Source organism: Pseudoxanthomonas mexicana (genome assembly GCF_046736355.1).
GTDB lineage: Bacteria > Pseudomonadota > Gammaproteobacteria > Xanthomonadales > Xanthomonadaceae > Pseudoxanthomonas_A > Pseudoxanthomonas_A mexicana_B.
The window spans coordinates 3,429,806-3,445,121 of sequence record NZ_CP157201.1; the positions used below are offsets into that span (position 1 = coordinate 3,429,806).

The window sequence follows — 15,316 nt, forward strand, 5'->3', positions numbered from 1 at the left end:
ATGGCGTGCACCGCGCCTGAGTGCCGCACGCCGGTGCACACTGCCGGCCCGCGCCGTGATTGAATAAGGCCATGTTCATCGCCTGCCCGCACTGCCACGAGCTGATCGCCACCGCTGCCGATGCGCCGGCCGCTCCCGCGCTGTGCCCGCGCTGCGGCGGTGACCTGGGACTCACGCCGGCACCAGCGGACAGAACCGGTACGGATGCGCCCTCACCATCGCTGGCGACGGGCACGGGCACGGGCGCACACAGTTTCGCCAGCCTGCTGCGTTCCTCCCCCGCCACCGCGGCATCCGCAAGCGCCACCGAACCATCCGTGCCGGCTGCCGACAGCATGGCCGCCGGACACGTGCTCGATCAGCCGCCCGAGGAACACCCCGCGATGCCGGATGTTCCCCCGGCCTCGCAAGCGGCGAAGGTCGGCGATGCCATCGGCGACGATGCCGGTGAGGTGGTCCGCGAGGAAACCGATGGGGTCGCACCGGAGCCGGCCAACGACGACGACGCGCCACCCATTGCCGGCCAGGCGGCTGCGCAAGCCGAAGGCGAAGACGCCGCCGCGACCCTGGCGGCGACGGACGCCTCCGCTTCCGCCGCCCTGCAGGGGGATGTGCAAGCCGCAACGGCGACCGCGCCGGGCGAATCCGCGGCCTCGGTGGCGGCCGGCGGCCAACCCGCGCCGGCCACCGTCCCCGCTGGGGCCGCGCACGGCCCCAGCTTCATCCGCCGCGCGCATTCCAGGCCCGCGCAGGCCCCGGCCTCGCGATGGCAGATCCTGGCCGTCCTTGCACTGGCGCTGCTGCTGGCCTTGCAGATCCTGCTGGCCGATCGCGCGCAGCTGGCCAGCGACGCGCGCTGGCGCCCGCTGCTGGTCTCGCTGTGCGGCATGCTGCGCTGCGAACTGCCGCCCTGGCGCGAGCCGTCCGCGTTCGCGATGCTGGATCGCGACGTGCGCCCGCTGCCGGGCGTGCCGGGCACCTTGCAGGCGCGCGCCACCTTCCGCAACGACGCGCGCTGGCGGCAGCCGTGGCCGCGGCTGCTGCTGACGCTCCGCGACGCCGACGGCCGCACGCTCGGCGCGCGCGCGCTGGAACCGGCCGAGTACCTCGACGACGGCGCCGACCCGCACGGCATCGCCGCCGGCCAGAGCGCGCAGGTGTCGGTGCGCATCCGCGAGCCCAGCGCCAGCGTGGTCGCGTACTCGTTCGATTTCCTGTAACCGGCGCCGCGCCGGCAGTCGCATCCGGGCTGCGACCCGGTTCACGGAAAGAAACCGGATGCACCGCTGCGGGCGAGGCGCTAGACTCGTTCCCCCGCTGGACAGCGCCGCCGTCGCCGACGCTGTCCATCGCTTGAGAGGGATACGAGTGAACGCCGCCTCCACACGTCCTGACAACAGCCGCGCCGCGCCGCGGCCGCCGCTGCGCGAACACGTCGCCCAGTCGGTGCGACGCTACCTGCGCGATCTGGACGGAAGCGAGGCCGACGACGTCTACGAGATCGTGCTGCGCGAGATGGAAATCCCGCTGTTCGTCGAAGTGCTGAACCACTGCGAGGGCAACCAGAGCCGCGCCGCCGCGCTGCTCGGCATCCATCGCGCCACCCTGCGCAAGAAGCTGAAGGACTACGGGCTGGCCTGAGCCGCCTGCTGCCAGCGCGCCGCGCCGGCGGAACCCGGCCCGCGGCGGCTGGCTATAATGCGCGCTTCCGCTTCCGCACCGCCTCCCCGATGACCACCGATCTCCTGCCCGTGCGCCGGGCATTGCTGTCCGTTTCCGACAAGACCGGCCTGCTCGAACTGGCCCGCGCGCTGGCCGCGCGCGGCGTCGAGCTGCTTTCCACCGGCGGCACCGCCAGGGCGATCCGCGAGGCCGGGCTGGCGGTGAAGGACGTGTCCGAGGTCACCGGCTTCCCCGAGATGATGGACGGCCGGGTCAAGACGCTGCACCCGCTGGTGCACGGCGGCCTGCTCGGCCGCGCCGGCACCGACGACGCGGTGATGGCGCGGCACGGCATCGCGCCGATCGACCTGCTGGTGCTCAACCTGTACCCGTTCGAGGAGGTCACCGCGCGCGCCGGCTGCACGCTGGAAGAGGCGGTGGAGAACATCGACATCGGCGGCCCGGCGATGCTGCGCTCGGCGGCCAAGAACTTCGCCCGCGTCGCGGTGGCTACCGATCCGGCGCAATACGACGGCATCGTCGCCGAGCTGGACGCGCACGACGGCGCGCTGTCGGCCGCCACGCGCTTTTCGCTGTCGGTGGCCGCGTTCAACCGCGTCGCCCAGTACGACGCGGCGATCGGCAACTACCTGTCGGCGGTGGCCGACGCCTCCGCCGCGGTGCCGGTGCGCAACGAGTATCCCGCGCAGATGAACGCCACCTTCGTCAAGGTGATGGACCTGCGCTACGGCGAGAACCCGCACCAGTCCGGCGCGTTCTACCGCGACCTGTACCCGGTGCCGGGCACGCTGGCCACGTTCCAGCAGTTGCAGGGCAAGGAACTGAGCTACAACAACCTGGCCGACGCCGACGCGGCATGGGAATGCGCGCGCCAGTTCGACGCGCCGGCCTGCGTGATCGTCAAGCACGCCAACCCCTGCGGCGTGGCGGTGGGCGCGGCCTGCGGCGACGCCTACGAACTGGCCTACGCGACCGACCCGACCTCCGCCTTCGGCGGCATCATCGCCTTCAACCGCACGCTGGACGCGGCCACCGCCAAGGTCATCCTCGATCGCCAGTTCGTCGAGGTGCTGATCGCGCCGGACTACGAGGACGGCGCGCTCGACTACGCCCGCAAGAAGGCCAACGTGCGCGTGCTGAAGATCCCGCACGGCCAGGGCCTGAACAACTACGACAGCAAGCGCGTCGGCTCGGGCCTGCTGCTGCAATCTTCCGACAACCGCGGCATGAGCGCCGGCGAGCTGAAGGTGGTCACGCAGCGCGCGCCCGGCGACGCCGAACTGCGCGACCTGCTGTTCGCCTGGCGCGTGGCCAAGTACGTCAAGTCCAACGCCATCGTCTACGCGCGCGACAACCGCACCATCGGCGTCGGCGCGGGCCAGATGAGCCGGGTGTACTCGGCGCGCATCGCCGGCATCAAGGCCGCCGACGTGCAGTTGCAGGTCGAGGGCTCGGTGATGGCCTCCGATGCGTTCTTCCCGTTCCGCGACGGCATCGACGCCGCCGCCGCCGCCGGCATCAAGGCGGTGATCCAGCCGGGCGGATCGATGCGCGACGGCGAAGTGATCGCGGCGGCCGACGAGCACGGCATCGCGATGGTGTTCACCGGCGTGCGCCACTTCCGCCACTGACGTGCAGGCGCGCGCGAAGAAAACCGTCCGCCGCGCCCCGGCCGATCCGCTGGGGCTGGGCCCGTTCCCGGCCACCGCGACCTCGCCCAACGCGCTGGCCTGGGCCGAACCGTCCGGGCGCGCGGCGCTCTACCACGCCAACTGCTTCGAGCTGCTGGACCGCATCATCGACAAGCACCCGCAGGGGTACTTCGACATGATCTTCGCCGACCCGCCGTATTTCCTCTCCAACGGCGGCATCACCTGCCACGCCGGCAAGATGGTCAAGGTCGACAAGGGCGAGTGGGACAGGAGCCGCAGCCCCGACCTCAACCACGAGTTCAACCAGGAGTGGCTGCGCCGCTGCCGCGACGCGCTCAGGCCCGACGGCACGCTGTGGGTGTCCGGCACCCACCACGTCATCCACTCGGTCGGCTTCGCGATGCAGCAGCTGGGCATGAAGCTGCTCAACGACATCACCTGGGAAAAGCCCAACCCGCCGCCCAACCTGGCCTGCCGCACCTTCACCCATTCCACCGAGACGCTGATCTGGGCGGCCAAATCCGACAAGAGCCGCTACCTGTTCAACTACGCGGCGATGAAGGCCGAGAACGACGGCAAGCAGATGAAGTCGGTGTGGCGGCTGACCGCGCCGGGCCGCGACGAGAAGGGCCACGGCCGGCACCCGACCCAGAAGCCGCTGGAACTGCTGACGCGCTGCATCGAGGCCTCCACCGCGCCGGGCGCGCGCATCTTCGATCCGTTCAACGGCTCCGGCACCACCGGCGTGGCCGCGCTGCGCAGCGGCCGCCTGTACGTCGGCAGCGAGCTGGATCCGGAATACATCCGCATCGCCGCCGCGCGACTGAAGGAAGCCGCCGGCGCGGCGTAGCCGCATCCGGCTGCGCAGCCGCTAGAATTACGCGCGTAACCTCCATCCAGGACATCCCCTTGAAACTTCTGGTCATCGGTTCCGGCGGCCGCGAGCACGCGCTGTCCTGGAAGCTCGCCCAATCCCCGCGCGTGGACGAAGTGCTGGTCGCGCCCGGCAACGCCGGCACCGCGCGCGAGCACAAGTGCCGCAACGTCGACGTCGCCGCCACCGACATCGACGGCCTGCTGGCGCTGGTCGCGCGCGAAGGCGTCGCGCTGACCGTGGTCGGCCCGGAGGCGCCGCTGGTGGCCGGCGTGGTCGATCGCTTCCGCGCCGCCGGCCTGCGCATCTTCGGCCCGACCGCTGCGGCCGCGCAGTTGGAAGGCAGCAAGGCCTTCGCCAAGGATTTCCTCGCCCGCCACGACATCCCCACCGCGTTCTACGCGGTGTTCACCGAGGTCGAGCCGGCGCTGGCGTACCTGCGCGAGAAAGGCGCGCCGATCGTGGTCAAGGCCGACGGCCTGGCCGCCGGCAAGGGCGTGATCGTGGCGATGACGCAGGCCGAGGCCGAGGCCGCGGTGCGCGACATGCTCTCAGGCAACGCCTTCGGCGCGGCCGGCGCGCGGGTGGTGATCGAGGAGTTCCTCGAAGGCGAGGAAGCCAGCTTCATCTCGATGGTCGATGGCCGCACCGCGTTGCCGATGGCCACCAGCCAGGACCACAAGCGCGTCGGCGACGGCGACACCGGTCCCAACACTGGCGGCATGGGCGCGTATTCGCCGGCGCCGGTGGTGACGCCGGAAGTGCACGCGCGGGTGATGCGCGAAGTGGTCGAACCGACCGTGGCCGGCATGATCGCCGACGGCATGCCGTTCACCGGCTTCCTCTACGCCGGCCTGATGATCGACGCGTCCGGCGCACCGAAGGTGATCGAGTTCAACGTGCGCTTCGGCGATCCGGAAACCCAGCCGGTGATGCTGCGCCTGCAATCGGATCTGGTCGATCTGGTCGAGGCCGCCATCGAAGGCCGGCTCGAAGGCGTGCAGGCGCAGTGGGATCCGCGCCCGTCGCTGGGCGTGGTGATGGCCGCGGCGAACTATCCCGAATCGCCGCGCACCGGCGACGCCATCGAAGGCCTCGACGCGCCGCTGCCGGACGACGCCAAGGTCTTCCATGCCGGAACCCAACTGCGCGACGGCCGGGTCGTCACCAGCGGCGGCCGCGTGCTGTGCGTGGCCGCCCTCGGCGACAGCGTGGCCGACGCGCAGGCGCACGCCTACGCGGCGATGCGATCCATCCGCTGGGAAGGCGAGTTCCACCGCCACGACATCGGCTGGCGCGCGATCGCGCGCGAAGGCTGACGCCGCCCTCGCGCGGCGGCGTTCAGACGTTGGCGGCGTCCGGCGGCAGCGAAGTCGCCAGCGTTGCCGCGCCGCCCAGGCCGGATGCGATCAGCAGCTTACCCGCGTCCAGCGCATAGGCCGTCATCGACAGCGAGCCGTAGGCGTATCCATCCACCAGCACTTCGGCCGGGCGCCCTTCCGCCGCCGCCAGTCCGGCGATGTAAAGCAGTGGCAGGAAGTGATCCGGCGTGGGCACGGCGCGTGGGTAATCCGGGTGCCCGACCAGTTCAGGGATGTCGTGCGGCCGTTGCGACATCAGCTCGCGCGCCCGCTCGTCGAAACGATGCGCCCAGTCGAAGCCTTCGTCCGGCCGCTGCCAGTCGATCGCGCGCAGGTTGTGCACCACGTTGCCGCTGGCCATCACCAGCACGCCGCGCCGGCGCAGTACGGCCAGCTTCGCGCCGAGCGCCAGATGCCATTGCGGCGGCAGGCGCGCGTCGATCGATAGCTGCACCACCGGGATGTCGGCTTCGGGAAACGCATGCAGCAGCACCGACCAGGCGCCGTGATCCAGTCCCCAGCCATCCAGATCCGCGCCCACCGCATCGGGCCTGACCGCGTCGGCGACCTCCTCGGCCAGTTCCGGCAGGCCCGGCGCAGGATAGCGGATGTCGAACAGCGCCTGCGGGAAGCCGTAGAAATCGTGGATCGTCCGCGGCCGCGCCATCGCGGTGACCGCGGTGGCGTTGACGTACCAGTGCGCGGAGACCATCAGGATCGCGCGCGGCCGCGGCACCGACGCGCCGAACGCGCGCCAGGCGTCGGTGTAGCGGTTGCGCTCCAGCGCGTTCATCGGACTGCCGTGGCCCAGGAACGCGGCCGGCATCGGGATTTCGGTCATCGGTGACTCCTTCGCCATCGGCCAGGAACCTCCGGGCGAGCATCGCCCTGGGACTCCCGGGGACAGGCAGGTGCACTGTAGCAACGGGCCTGGGGCCGCGGCGTTGCGCCAGCGCAACGCGCCGTCCTTCCGGTTTGCTAGGCTTCGCCGGACCTACCGGAGGACGCATGTCCGAATACAGCCAGTTCGCCTTGCTGCGGCAGCGCCGCTTCCTCCCCTATTTCGCCGTGCAGGCGCTGGGCGCGTTCAACGACAACGTCTACCGGCAGGCCATCATCGCGCTGCTGTTCTTCATGGGCGTCAGCCCCGAGGAGCGCAGCCTGTACACCAACCTGGCGCCGGCGCTGTTCATCCTGCCGTACTTCCTGTTCTCGGCCACCGCCGGCCAGATCGCCGAGAAGCTGGAGAAGTCCAGGCTCATCCGCATCACCACCGCGATGGAAATCGCGATCATGTCGCTGGCCGCGATCGGCTTCCTGACCCAGAACATGATCGTGCTGCTGGTGGCGCTGTTCTGCACCGGCCTGCAATCGACGCTGTTCGGGCCGGTCAAGTATTCAATCCTGCCCTCGGTGCTGAAGCCGGAGGAACTGACCGGCGGCAACGGCCTGGTCGAGATGGGCACTTCGATCTCGATCCTGTGCGGAATGATCTTCGGCGGCCTGATCTTCGCGCTGGCCGGCAACCAGGGGCCGGTGGTGGCGGCCACCGCGATCGTGCTGCTGGCGGTGGCCGGCAACCTGGTCGCGCGGCGGATCCCGCCGGTGGAGGCCGGCGCGCCGGACCTGCGCATCAACTGGAACCCGCTGCCCGAATCGCTGGCCATCTGGAAGCTCACCCGCAAGCAGGTCGCGGTGCGCAACGCCATCCTCGGCGTGTCGTGGTTCTGGTTCGTCGGCACCGTGCTGACCGCGCAACTGCCGACCTACGCCGAGGTCAACCTGGGTGGCGCGCAGGAGTTGTACATCTTCGCGCTGGCGCTGTTCTCGATCGGCGTCGGCGCCGGCTCGCTGCTGTGCGAGAAGCTGTCCGGCCGCACGGTGGAGATCGGGCTGGTGCCGCTGGGCGCATTCGGCGTCAGCGCGTTCATGCTGGACCTGTACTTCGCCCGCCCGGGCGCGGCGCTGGCGGCCGGCGTGTCGGTGCGCGACTTCGTCGGCCTGGCCGGCAGCGCGCGCATCATGCTCGACCTGACCGGCATCGGCCTGTTCACCGGCTTCTTCGTGGTGCCGCTGTTCGCGCTGATCCAGAGCCGCACCCCCAAGGCCGAGCTGTCGCGCGTGATCGCCGGCATGAACATCCAGAACGCGGCTTTCATCGTCGCCGCGGCCGGCATCGGCATCGCCCTGCAGCGGCTGCTGGGCTGGAGCATCCCGCAGGTGTTCCTGGCGCTGGCCATCGCCAACGCGCTGGTGGCGATCTGGATCTTCACCATCGTGCCCGAGTTCCTGATGCGCTTCCTCAGCTGGCTGCTGGTGCGCACGCTGTACCGGCTGGAGCTGCACGGCATCGAGAAGCACGTCCCCGACGAGGGCGCGGCACTGATCGTCTGCAACCACGTCAGCTACATGGACGCGCTGATCCTGGCGGCCACGATTCCGCGGCCGGTGCGCTTCGTCATGTACTACCGCATCTTCAACATCCCGGTGATGCGCTGGATCTTCCGCACCGCCAAGGCCATCCCCATCGCCAGCCCGAAGGAGGACGCGGCGCTGATGCAGCGCGCCTTCGACGCCATCGATGCGGCGCTGGCCGAGGGCGAGCTGGTCTGCATCTTCCCGGAAGGCGCGCTGACCCGCGACGGCGACATCGCCCCGTTCAAGTCCGGCGTGGAGAAGATCCTCGCGCGCCGCCCGGTGCCGGTGGTGCCGATGGCGCTGCGCGGCATGTGGGCCAGCATGTGGAGCCGGCGCAGCGTGTCGGCGGCGGGCGGGCGGCTGGGAAGGATGCGGGTGCCGCGACGGTTCCGCGCCCGCGTCGGCGTGGCCGCCGCCGCGCCGCTGGACGGCAGCGCGGTCGATGCCGCCACGCTGGAGGCACGGGTGCGCGCCTTGCGCGGCGACGAAGCGTGAGCTTCATGAAGGCCGCCATCCCGGTTAGGCTGGCGGCGGGGAAACGCCAGACGAGACCCTCGGTGCGCCCGACCGCGCGCCGCCCGCCCTGCTGCCTGGAACGACATGAGCGCCGTCCCGCCCCTGCCTCCCTCCCTGCCCCCGGTCCCGTACGTTCCCAGCCACCTGGTCTGGGCGATCCTGACCACGCTGTTCTGCTGCCTGCCGCTGGGCATCGTCTCGATCGTCTACGCCGCGCAGGTGGACGGCAGGCGCGCGATGGGCGACATTGCCGGTGCGCTGGACGCTTCGGACAAGGCGCGCTTCTGGGCGATCCTGTCGGCCGCCATCGCCATCGTCCCATTGTCCCTGTACCTGCTTTTCATTTTGGTGCTGGGGATGATCGGCGCGCTGGGCGGCTAAACTAGCGATGCACCGCTCCTGCACCACCACCCTCATGGAGAACAAGATGAGCGCCACCCCTCCTCTGCCGAACGCCGTACACGGACCGATCCCCAACCATCTCGCGTGGTCCATCATCTCGACCGTGCTGGCGACCTGCCTGTGCTGCCCGCTGGGCCTGATCGGCATCGTGGCAATCGTGTTCTCCTCGCAGGTCAACAGCAAGCTCAACCAGGGCGACGTCGAAGGCGCGCGCCGTGCCTCGGCCAACGCCAAGACCTGGTGCTGGGTGGCCACGGTACTGGCGATCCTGGGCCTGGTGATCAACATCGTGTACTTCACGATGGTCGGCAGCGCCGGCTATATGGAAATGCTGCAGCAGTACCAGTAACGCGCAGCAATGATCTTCCGGCTTTCGCAGGTCGCATTGTGGGCGGGGATCGCAATCGCGGTCCCCGCCGGCGTATGGCTGTTGTGGAATTTCGATCCCAACGCCGCCGACAGTTTCTACCCTCCGTGCATGTTCCGCGCCTTCACCGGCTGGTTCTGCATCGGCTGCGGGCTGACCCGCGCGCTGCACGCACTGGTGCATGGCGACATCATCGGCGCCTTCGCGATGAACCCGCTGGCGATGCTGGCGCTGCCGATGATGCCGCTGCTGGCCGCGCAGGCGCAGGGCTGGCAGCCGCGTCGCCTGCAACCGCTGATGTGGGTCATCGGCGAGCCGAAGCTGTGGCTGTTTCTGTTGCCGGCCTACTGGGTGGCCCGCAACCTGCCGTGGTTTCCCTTCACCCTGCTTGCGCCAACGTAAAAGCCGAACTCGGCGGCAAGTACGATGACGCGCGGCGGCGCGCTCGATTCCACAGGCGCATTCTTCATCCCGCGGCGCGGGTGGCCCGCAACCTGCCGTGGTTTCCCTTCACCCTGCTTGCGCCAACGTAAAAGCCGAACCCGGCGGCAAGCCGGAGCAGCGGAGCAAGCTCCGCTCTACAGGATGGTCGCGAGGTATCACCGGGCCTGCCGTTGTAGAGCCGAGCTTGCTCGGCTGCTTTCTCTACCCGGCCGCGCAACGCGCGATGTGCGGTCGAAGCAGCGGAGCAAGCTCCGCTCTACGGAAGCTCGCGCGTAGCGCCAAGCTTGCCCGGCTGCATGGGACAGGCCCGCGCCGCGCCTCAGCTCACCCAGCCGGCGATCACGAACAGCGCCAGCACCGCCAGCCACAGCAGCAGGATGCGCCAGACCAGGCTCATCGCATCGCGCAGTTCCGGCAGGCTGCGCATCACCGGCACCAGGCCGGCGCTGACGTAGTCCTCGGCCTCTTCCTCCAGCTCGCAGCGCACGCTGGCGCGCGCGGCCTGGCCGAGGAAGGCGATCGACAACCGCCAGGTCGCGCCGCCGGCCGCGCGCCAGGCGGCGAACACGGTGTCGAAATTGCCCACCAGCGCCATCGAGCCGGTCATCAGCTGCGCCACCGGCCATTCCAGCGCATCGCGCAGGCGCAGCGCGCCTTCCAGCGTGCGCGGCGGCAGCCAGCGCGAGAACCCGCCTTCGCACGACAGCACCGCCAGCCGGTACAGCAGCGCGCCGGCCTGCCCCAGCAGCAGGAACCAGAACAGCACGCCGAACCAGCGCCGCAGCGCCCCGTGGAATACCGCCTCCACCAGCGCTGGCCCATCGGCGCGCGGCACGCCGCCCTCGGGCCACAGCGCCGCGATCGCCTGCTGGCGGGCCTGCGGGTCGTGGGCGTCGATGATCGCCTCGACGTCGACGTCGAGATCGCGCGGCCCCCACGCGTAGACCAGCGCCGCGATGCCGAACAGCAGCCCCAGCAAGCCCAGCAGCGGCGCGTCGAGCAGCCATTGCAGCAGCGCCACCGGCAGCAGCAGCGGCACCAGCGCCAGCGCGATGCCGTAGCGCCCGCGCCAGAAGCCTTCCCCGTCGGCGAACCGCGCGGACAGGCCCTGCAGCCACGCGGCGTACCAGTCGTACCGCCGCAGCGCGCGCACGAACATCGGCGCGACATGGCCCAGCACCAGCGCCACCACCACCGCCACCAGCGTCACGAACATGAGTCGCCCTCCCTGCCGGGATTCTAGCCGCGTTCGACGGCCCGGGCGTGACGGATGCCCGGCGCGCCGTCAGCGCCGCTGCCGTGCGTGCCAGTATTCAATCAGCGAGCGGGCAATCGAGATGCGCGGCGACAGCAGGATGCCCTGGCCGTCGTCGTCCTGGGTGCGCTGCAGCGCGCGGCCGATCTCCCCGGCGTCGAACCAGCGCGCGTCCTCCAGCTCGATGCCGTCCACGCGCGGCTCGTCCGGTTCGGCCTCGGCGGCGAAGCCGAGCATCAGCGCACCGGGGAACGGCCACGGCTGCGCGGCCAGGTAGCGGCTGCGGCGCACCCGCACGCCGGTCTCCTCCAGCACCTCGCGCGCGACGGTCTGCTCCAGCGTCTCGCCCGGTTCGACGAAGCCGGCGATCACCGAATAGCGCCGCGGCGGCCAGCCCGGCTGCCGCCCCAGCAGCAGCCGCGAGCCGTCGCTCACCGCCATGATCACCGCCGGATCCACGCGCGGGTACTGCTCGGCGCCGCAGCGCGTGCAATGGCCTAGGTAGCCGGCGCGGCGGAACTCGATCGCGCCGGCGCACACGCCGCAGTAGCGGGTGCGCGACTGCCAGTGCAACAGCGCGCGCGCCAGCGCGAAGGTGCCGGCCTCGGCGTCGGGCCAGGCCGCCGCCGCGCTGCGCAGGTCGACGAAGCGCGGCGGCTGCGCCGCCACGTTCTGCGCCGGCACCGCGAACCAGGCGGTGTCGCCGCGCAGCCCGAGGAAGATCGCCGTGCCCGGCCCGCCGCCCACTTCGGCGCCGCTCGGCGCCTGCGGCCGTCCTTCGGCGTCGGCGCCGGCGCGGCCCTCGGCATCGATCAGCAGGATGCGCGCGCGCGGCCACAGGCGCGCCAGCGCGTCGGCGTCGTCGCGCAGGTGATCGGCGCGGTCGAGCGGATCGCCGGCGAAGGCATGGCCGCTCAGGGCATCGGCATCGTCGCGCGCGCCGGCATCCACAGCGCGATCAGATCGAGAAACTGCTGCCGCAGCCGCAGGTGGTCCTGGCGTTGGGATTGCGGATGACGAACTGCGCGCCCTGCAGGCTCTCGCTGTAGTCGACCTGCGCGCCCATCAGGTATTGCAGGCTGAGCGGATCCACCAGCAGGGTGACGCCGTCGGTATCGACCGCCAGATCGTCCTCGGCGCGGTTCTCGTCGAACTCGAAGCCGTACTGGAAGCCGGAGCAGCCGCCGCCCTGGATGTAGACGCGCAGCGCCAGGTCCTGGTTGCCTTCCTCCCGGATCAGCTCGCGCACCTTGGCCGCGGCCGCGGCGCTGAAATCGAGCGGGCGATCCAGCGACTGGTAGTCGGGCGCGGAAGCGCCGGGAAGCGGGACGACGGTAGACATGGGCGCAAGGATGGGGGCTGCGGGGGGTTACTTCAAGCCGGTAGCTTCGCCGCCCGGCTCGCGCGCCAGCGTGGATGCCCAGGTGAACGACTGCTCGACCGCCGCGCCGCCCTGCGGCACCAGCCGCACCGACACGCGCAGCGGCTGGAAGCCCTCCGGCAGCAGCAGATCGCCTTCGACCTGCTGGAAATACTTGAACGAGTACGGCAGGCCCGGCGCATCGTCCTGCTGGCGCAGCTCGGGCCAGCCTAGGCGTTGCAGGCGGCCATTGCGGGTGCCTTCGACCGAGACCTGCAGCCGGCCAGGCGTTGACCGCGCCGCGGTTGAGGTTCTGGGTCAGGGTGGCGGTGAAATGCCAGGCCAGTCCGGTCTGCGGCTGCAGGCGCAGCTCGTGCACCGCCAGCCCGCGGCGCTGCGCGGTGGCGCCGACGAAGCGCTCGTAGAAGGCGACGTCGGCGCGCAGGCCGGCGATTTCCTCGTCGCGCTCGGCCAGCGCGTTCTGCAGGTCCTGGTTGGCGTCGCGGCTGATCTGGTCCGAGCGCGACAGCGTGGCCACCTGTTGTTCCAGGCTGTCGATGCGCGCCTGCCGCTCGGCCAGCTGCGCCGCGCTGGGCGCGTCGCCAGGCGCGGCCAGCACCCGCCACAGGCCCCAGCCGCCGAAGCCCAGCGCCAGCACGAACACCACCGCCAGGGCGAGCAGCCAAGGCTGGCCGGCGGGTGCGGGAGGCGCGGACGGGGTCATCGCGGCATCCTAGCGCGCGCCGGCCCAGTTGGCTCTGAACGACGCGGCGGGCCGTCCAGGGCCACCAGCCCAGTAAGCGCGTCTGTGCCGCTGCCAGGCAAGGTGGGGGGCCACCGGCAGGCCGGAGCCGAGCAAGCCCGGCTCTACAACAACAAGGCTTGTAGAGCCGAGCTTGCTCGGCTCGCCGCGCCCGGATGCGGGAAGCGGCCCTGGTAAGCCCCCCGTTACACCGAGCCCGGGGGAGTGAACGCCCCGGACCCGCCATGCCACCCTCCTCCCGGCGATGGCGGGATGGCCCCTGCGCCACGCGGCGCGCAAGCGCCGGGCGGATATTCCCGCCTGCGGCCCGCCTCAGGCCTCGGCCAGTTCGCGCAGCACCTCGGCGGTGGTGGCGGCGGCCGCGTCGGCATGCACCAGCCGGCCGGTCAGCTGCGCGCCGGCGCTCATCTCCACGACCTGGTAGTGCAGGTTGCCCTGCACGCGCGCGTTGGCGGCCAGCTCGATGCGCTCGGTGGCATGCACGTCGCCGGTCAGGCGGCCGTTGAGGATCACCACCGGCGCGCGCACCTCGCCCTCGATGCTGCCTTGCTCGGCCAGGGTCAGCGTGGCCTTGGCGCCGTCCTCGGCGATCACCTTGCCGAGGATGCGCCCTTCCACGTACAGGCCGCCGCTGAAGACGATGTCGCCGCGGATGGTGACCTGGGCGCCAATCAGCGTGTCGATGGACTGCGCGTCGGGACGCACGGGCTTGTTCTTGAACATCTCATTTTCCTCCGCCGGTGGTGGCGAGTTTCCAATCGAAGGCCTGTTCCACGGCCGTGTCCTCGCCCGCGAGCTGGACCTTGACGCGCTGCGGGGTGAAGCCGGCCGGCAGCATGACGCTGCCGTCCAGTTGCTGGAAGTAGCGGAACGAATACGGCTGGCCGCCCGCCTGCGGCTTCTGCCGCAACTCGTCCCAGCCGATCGTCGCCAGCTTGCCGGCGCGCACGCCCTCGACCGCGAAGCGCATCTGTCCCTGGCTGATGGCGCCGCGGTTGAGGCTCTGGGTCAGCATGATCTGGTACTGCCAGGCGCCGCCGGCGTCGGGGATGAACTCGGCCTGGTGCACGCTCAGGCCCTTGCGCTGGCCGGTCGCCCCGACCAGCCGCTCGTAGAAGGCGACGTCGGCGCGCAGGCCGGCGATTTCCTCGTCGCGCTCGGCCAGGGTCGCCTGCAGCTCGCCGTTGGCCGAGCGGCTGATGCGCTCGGACACCGCCAGCGTGGCCTCGCGCTGGCCCAGTCCCTCGGCGCGGGCGCGCTCGCCGGCCAGCGCGGCCTGGGCCTGCCTGAGCCTCTGCTCCAGCGCGGCCATGCCCGGCGCCGCGCGCCAGGTGGCCAGTTGCCACGCGCCGGCCACGCTGGCCGCCCACACCGCCACGGCGAAGGCGATCCACAGTCCCCGCCGCGACGGCCGGTCGGGAACGATGCGGTAGCGGGGCGGCACGGGGACGGGCATCTCGCGGATGACGGCCCGCGGACGCGGGCGCGCCTATACTCGGCAACAGGCAGGGGGACCGCTGAGTCTATAGGGAATCGCCGGCATGTCCGAAGCGCATCTTTTCGTAATTGGGATCCTGTTGGCATGGATGGCCGGCATCCGCGTCTACCTGACCGTGTTCGGGCTGGGCCTGGCCGGCGCGCTGGGCTGGCTGGACCTGCCGCCGGCGCTGCAGGTCACCCAGTCCTGGTGGGTGTTGGGCACTTCCGGCGCGCTGGCGCTGGCCGAGTTCTTCGCCGACAAGATCCCCGGCGTGGACTCGGTGTGGGACTTGCTGCAGACGCTGGCGCGGGTGCCGGCCGGCGCCTTCCTGGCCGCCGCCACGCTGTCCCCCGACGGCCAGCTCGGCGGCGGCGCGCTGGCGGCCAGCGCCGGCATCGCGCTGACCAGCCATGTCCTCAAGAGCGGCTCGCGCGCATTGCTCAACACCTCGCCCGAGCCGGTCAGCAACTGGGGCGCCTCGGCCGCCGAGGACACCGTGGTGCTGGGCGGACTGGCGCTGGCCTTCAGCCATCCGTGGATCGCGCTGGCCGTGGTCGTCGGCGGCACGCTGCTGCTGGCACTGCTGGTGTGGTGGACCTGGCGCATGCTCTGGCGCGGCTTCCGCAGCCTCTGGCGCGGCGGTTCCCCATCGCCGGCCACGGGCCCGGCAGCCCGGCCGCGCGGATGAAACCCGTTCATTTCCCCGGCCTTGGCCGCATAATGGATCCCATCCAAGGGGAA

Annotated in this window: 16 protein-coding genes and 2 pseudogenes; 10 read left to right on the forward strand and 8 right to left on the reverse strand. The window is 71.1% G+C overall.

The annotated features are described in order from the left end of the window. Nucleotides 1–383 precede the first annotated feature (383 nt). The 5 genes from AAG688_RS15795 to purD all read left to right on the forward strand — a co-directional run bounded on the left by AAG688_RS15795 (nucleotide 384) and on the right by purD (nucleotide 5,528). The gene (locus AAG688_RS15795; RefSeq protein ID WP_411833141.1) at nucleotides 384–1,220 is read left to right on the forward strand and encodes a DUF3426 domain-containing protein; all 837 of its coding nucleotides are present in this window, start codon (nucleotides 384–386) and stop codon (nucleotides 1,218–1,220) included. 148 nt (nucleotides 1,221–1,368) lie between these two features. Next, entirely contained in the window at nucleotides 1,369–1,641 is a 273-nt protein-coding gene (fis, locus tag AAG688_RS15800) for a DNA-binding transcriptional regulator Fis (protein WP_411833142.1), read from the forward strand. 89 nt (nucleotides 1,642–1,730) lie between these two features. Further along, nucleotides 1,731–3,314 carry a bifunctional phosphoribosylaminoimidazolecarboxamide formyltransferase/IMP cyclohydrolase gene (purH, locus tag AAG688_RS15805; protein WP_411833143.1) on the forward strand — a complete coding sequence of 528 codons (1,584 nt, stop codon included), beginning with the start codon at nucleotides 1,731–1,733 and terminating at the stop codon, nucleotides 3,312–3,314. A 1-nt stretch (nucleotide 3,315) separates the two neighbouring features. After that, nucleotides 3,316–4,185 (forward strand): DNA-methyltransferase, encoded by an 870-nt coding sequence (locus tag AAG688_RS15810; RefSeq protein WP_411833144.1) that lies wholly within the window; start codon nucleotides 3,316–3,318, stop codon nucleotides 4,183–4,185. Between the two features lie 59 nt (nucleotides 4,186–4,244). Further along, complete coding sequence (gene purD / locus AAG688_RS15815; RefSeq protein WP_411833145.1) at nucleotides 4,245–5,528, forward strand: phosphoribosylamine--glycine ligase; 1,284 nt, start codon at nucleotides 4,245–4,247, stop codon at nucleotides 5,526–5,528. Between the two features lie 22 nt (nucleotides 5,529–5,550). Here the strand turns inward: purD and ygiD are convergent, their stop codons facing one another. Next, nucleotides 5,551–6,411, reverse strand: coding sequence for a 4,5-DOPA dioxygenase extradiol (gene ygiD, locus AAG688_RS15820; RefSeq protein WP_411833146.1), 861 nt, complete (start codon nucleotides 6,409–6,411; stop codon nucleotides 5,551–5,553). 167 nt (nucleotides 6,412–6,578) lie between these two features. On the opposite strand from ygiD, the gene AAG688_RS15825 reads away from it, so the two are divergent. The 4 genes from AAG688_RS15825 (at nucleotide 6,579) to AAG688_RS15840 (ending at nucleotide 9,675) form a co-directional block, all read left to right on the forward strand. Further along, a complete protein-coding gene (locus tag AAG688_RS15825; protein ID WP_411833147.1) occupies nucleotides 6,579–8,483 on the forward strand; it encodes an MFS transporter in 1,905 nt (634 codons plus the stop codon). 105 nt (nucleotides 8,484–8,588) lie between these two features. Continuing rightward, nucleotides 8,589–8,885: a CD225/dispanin family protein gene (locus tag AAG688_RS15830; protein ID WP_411833148.1), complete on the forward strand. Its 297-nt coding sequence runs from the start codon at nucleotides 8,589–8,591 to the stop codon at nucleotides 8,883–8,885. 46 nt (nucleotides 8,886–8,931) lie between these two features. Continuing rightward, a complete protein-coding gene (locus AAG688_RS15835; protein ID WP_411833149.1) occupies nucleotides 8,932–9,255 on the forward strand; it encodes a CD225/dispanin family protein in 324 nt (107 codons plus the stop codon). 9 nt (nucleotides 9,256–9,264) lie between these two features. Next, entirely contained in the window at nucleotides 9,265–9,675 is a 411-nt protein-coding gene (locus AAG688_RS15840) for a DUF2752 domain-containing protein (protein ID WP_411833150.1), read from the forward strand. A gap of 361 nt (nucleotides 9,676–10,036) precedes the next feature. Here the strand turns inward: AAG688_RS15840 and AAG688_RS15845 are convergent, their stop codons facing one another. From AAG688_RS15845 to AAG688_RS15875, 7 genes and pseudogenes are all read right to left on the reverse strand, one after another. Beyond that, nucleotides 10,037–10,933, reverse strand: coding sequence for a hypothetical protein (locus AAG688_RS15845; protein ID WP_411833151.1), 897 nt, complete (start codon nucleotides 10,931–10,933; stop codon nucleotides 10,037–10,039). Between the two features lie 69 nt (nucleotides 10,934–11,002). Then, nucleotides 11,003–11,923: an NAD(+) diphosphatase gene (nudC, locus tag AAG688_RS15850; protein ID WP_411833152.1), complete on the reverse strand. Its 921-nt coding sequence runs from the start codon at nucleotides 11,921–11,923 to the stop codon at nucleotides 11,003–11,005. Between the two features lie 7 nt (nucleotides 11,924–11,930). After that, nucleotides 11,931–12,314: an iron-sulfur cluster insertion protein ErpA gene (gene erpA / locus AAG688_RS15855; RefSeq protein WP_411833153.1), complete on the reverse strand. Its 384-nt coding sequence runs from the start codon at nucleotides 12,312–12,314 to the stop codon at nucleotides 11,931–11,933. A gap of 186 nt (nucleotides 12,315–12,500) precedes the next feature. Further along, nucleotides 12,501–12,611: pseudogene (locus tag AAG688_RS15860) on the reverse strand (DUF6776 family protein); the annotation flags it as partial. A 73-nt stretch (nucleotides 12,612–12,684) separates the two neighbouring features. Further along, nucleotides 12,685–13,056 (reverse strand): annotated as a pseudogene (locus AAG688_RS15865) (DUF6776 family protein); the annotation flags it as partial. A 351-nt stretch (nucleotides 13,057–13,407) separates the two neighbouring features. Continuing rightward, a complete protein-coding gene (locus AAG688_RS15870) occupies nucleotides 13,408–13,818 on the reverse strand; it encodes a bactofilin family protein (RefSeq protein ID WP_411833154.1) in 411 nt (136 codons plus the stop codon). A gap of 1 nt (nucleotide 13,819) precedes the next feature. Next, complete coding sequence (locus AAG688_RS15875) at nucleotides 13,820–14,551, reverse strand: DUF6776 family protein (protein WP_411833155.1); 732 nt, start codon at nucleotides 14,549–14,551, stop codon at nucleotides 13,820–13,822. An 85-nt stretch (nucleotides 14,552–14,636) separates the two neighbouring features. Here AAG688_RS15875 and AAG688_RS15880 point away from each other — a divergent pair, with 85 nt between their 5' ends. Continuing rightward, nucleotides 14,637–15,263 (forward strand): DUF4126 domain-containing protein, encoded by a 627-nt coding sequence (locus AAG688_RS15880; RefSeq protein WP_411833156.1) that lies wholly within the window; start codon nucleotides 14,637–14,639, stop codon nucleotides 15,261–15,263. The last annotated feature ends 53 nt before the right edge of the window (nucleotides 15,264–15,316 follow it).

Coding starts and splice junctions, on each gene's coding strand:
- AAG688_RS15795 (WP_411833141.1), top strand. CDS start 384: ATGCCGGATGTTCCCCCGGCCTCGCAAGCGGCGAAGGTCGGCGATGCC.
- purH (WP_411833143.1), top strand. CDS start 1,731: ATGACCACCGATCTCCTGCCCGTGCGCCGGGCATTGCTGTCCGTTTCC.
- ygiD (WP_411833146.1), bottom strand. CDS start 6,411: ATGACCGAAATCCCGATGCCGGCCGCGTTCCTGGGCCACGGCAGTCCG.
- AAG688_RS15825 (WP_411833147.1), top strand. CDS start 6,579: ATGTCCGAATACAGCCAGTTCGCCTTGCTGCGGCAGCGCCGCTTCCTC.
- AAG688_RS15830 (WP_411833148.1), top strand. CDS start 8,589: ATGAGCGCCGTCCCGCCCCTGCCTCCCTCCCTGCCCCCGGTCCCGTAC.
- AAG688_RS15835 (WP_411833149.1), top strand. CDS start 8,932: ATGAGCGCCACCCCTCCTCTGCCGAACGCCGTACACGGACCGATCCCC.
- AAG688_RS15840 (WP_411833150.1), top strand. CDS start 9,265: ATGATCTTCCGGCTTTCGCAGGTCGCATTGTGGGCGGGGATCGCAATC.
- AAG688_RS15845 (WP_411833151.1), bottom strand. CDS start 10,933: ATGTTCGTGACGCTGGTGGCGGTGGTGGTGGCGCTGGTGCTGGGCCAT.
- erpA (WP_411833153.1), bottom strand. CDS start 12,314: ATGTCTACCGTCGTCCCGCTTCCCGGCGCTTCCGCGCCCGACTACCAG.
- AAG688_RS15870 (WP_411833154.1), bottom strand. CDS start 13,818: ATGTTCAAGAACAAGCCCGTGCGTCCCGACGCGCAGTCCATCGACACG.
- AAG688_RS15875 (WP_411833155.1), bottom strand. CDS start 14,551: ATGCCCGTCCCCGTGCCGCCCCGCTACCGCATCGTTCCCGACCGGCCG.
- AAG688_RS15880 (WP_411833156.1), top strand. CDS start 14,637: ATGTCCGAAGCGCATCTTTTCGTAATTGGGATCCTGTTGGCATGGATG.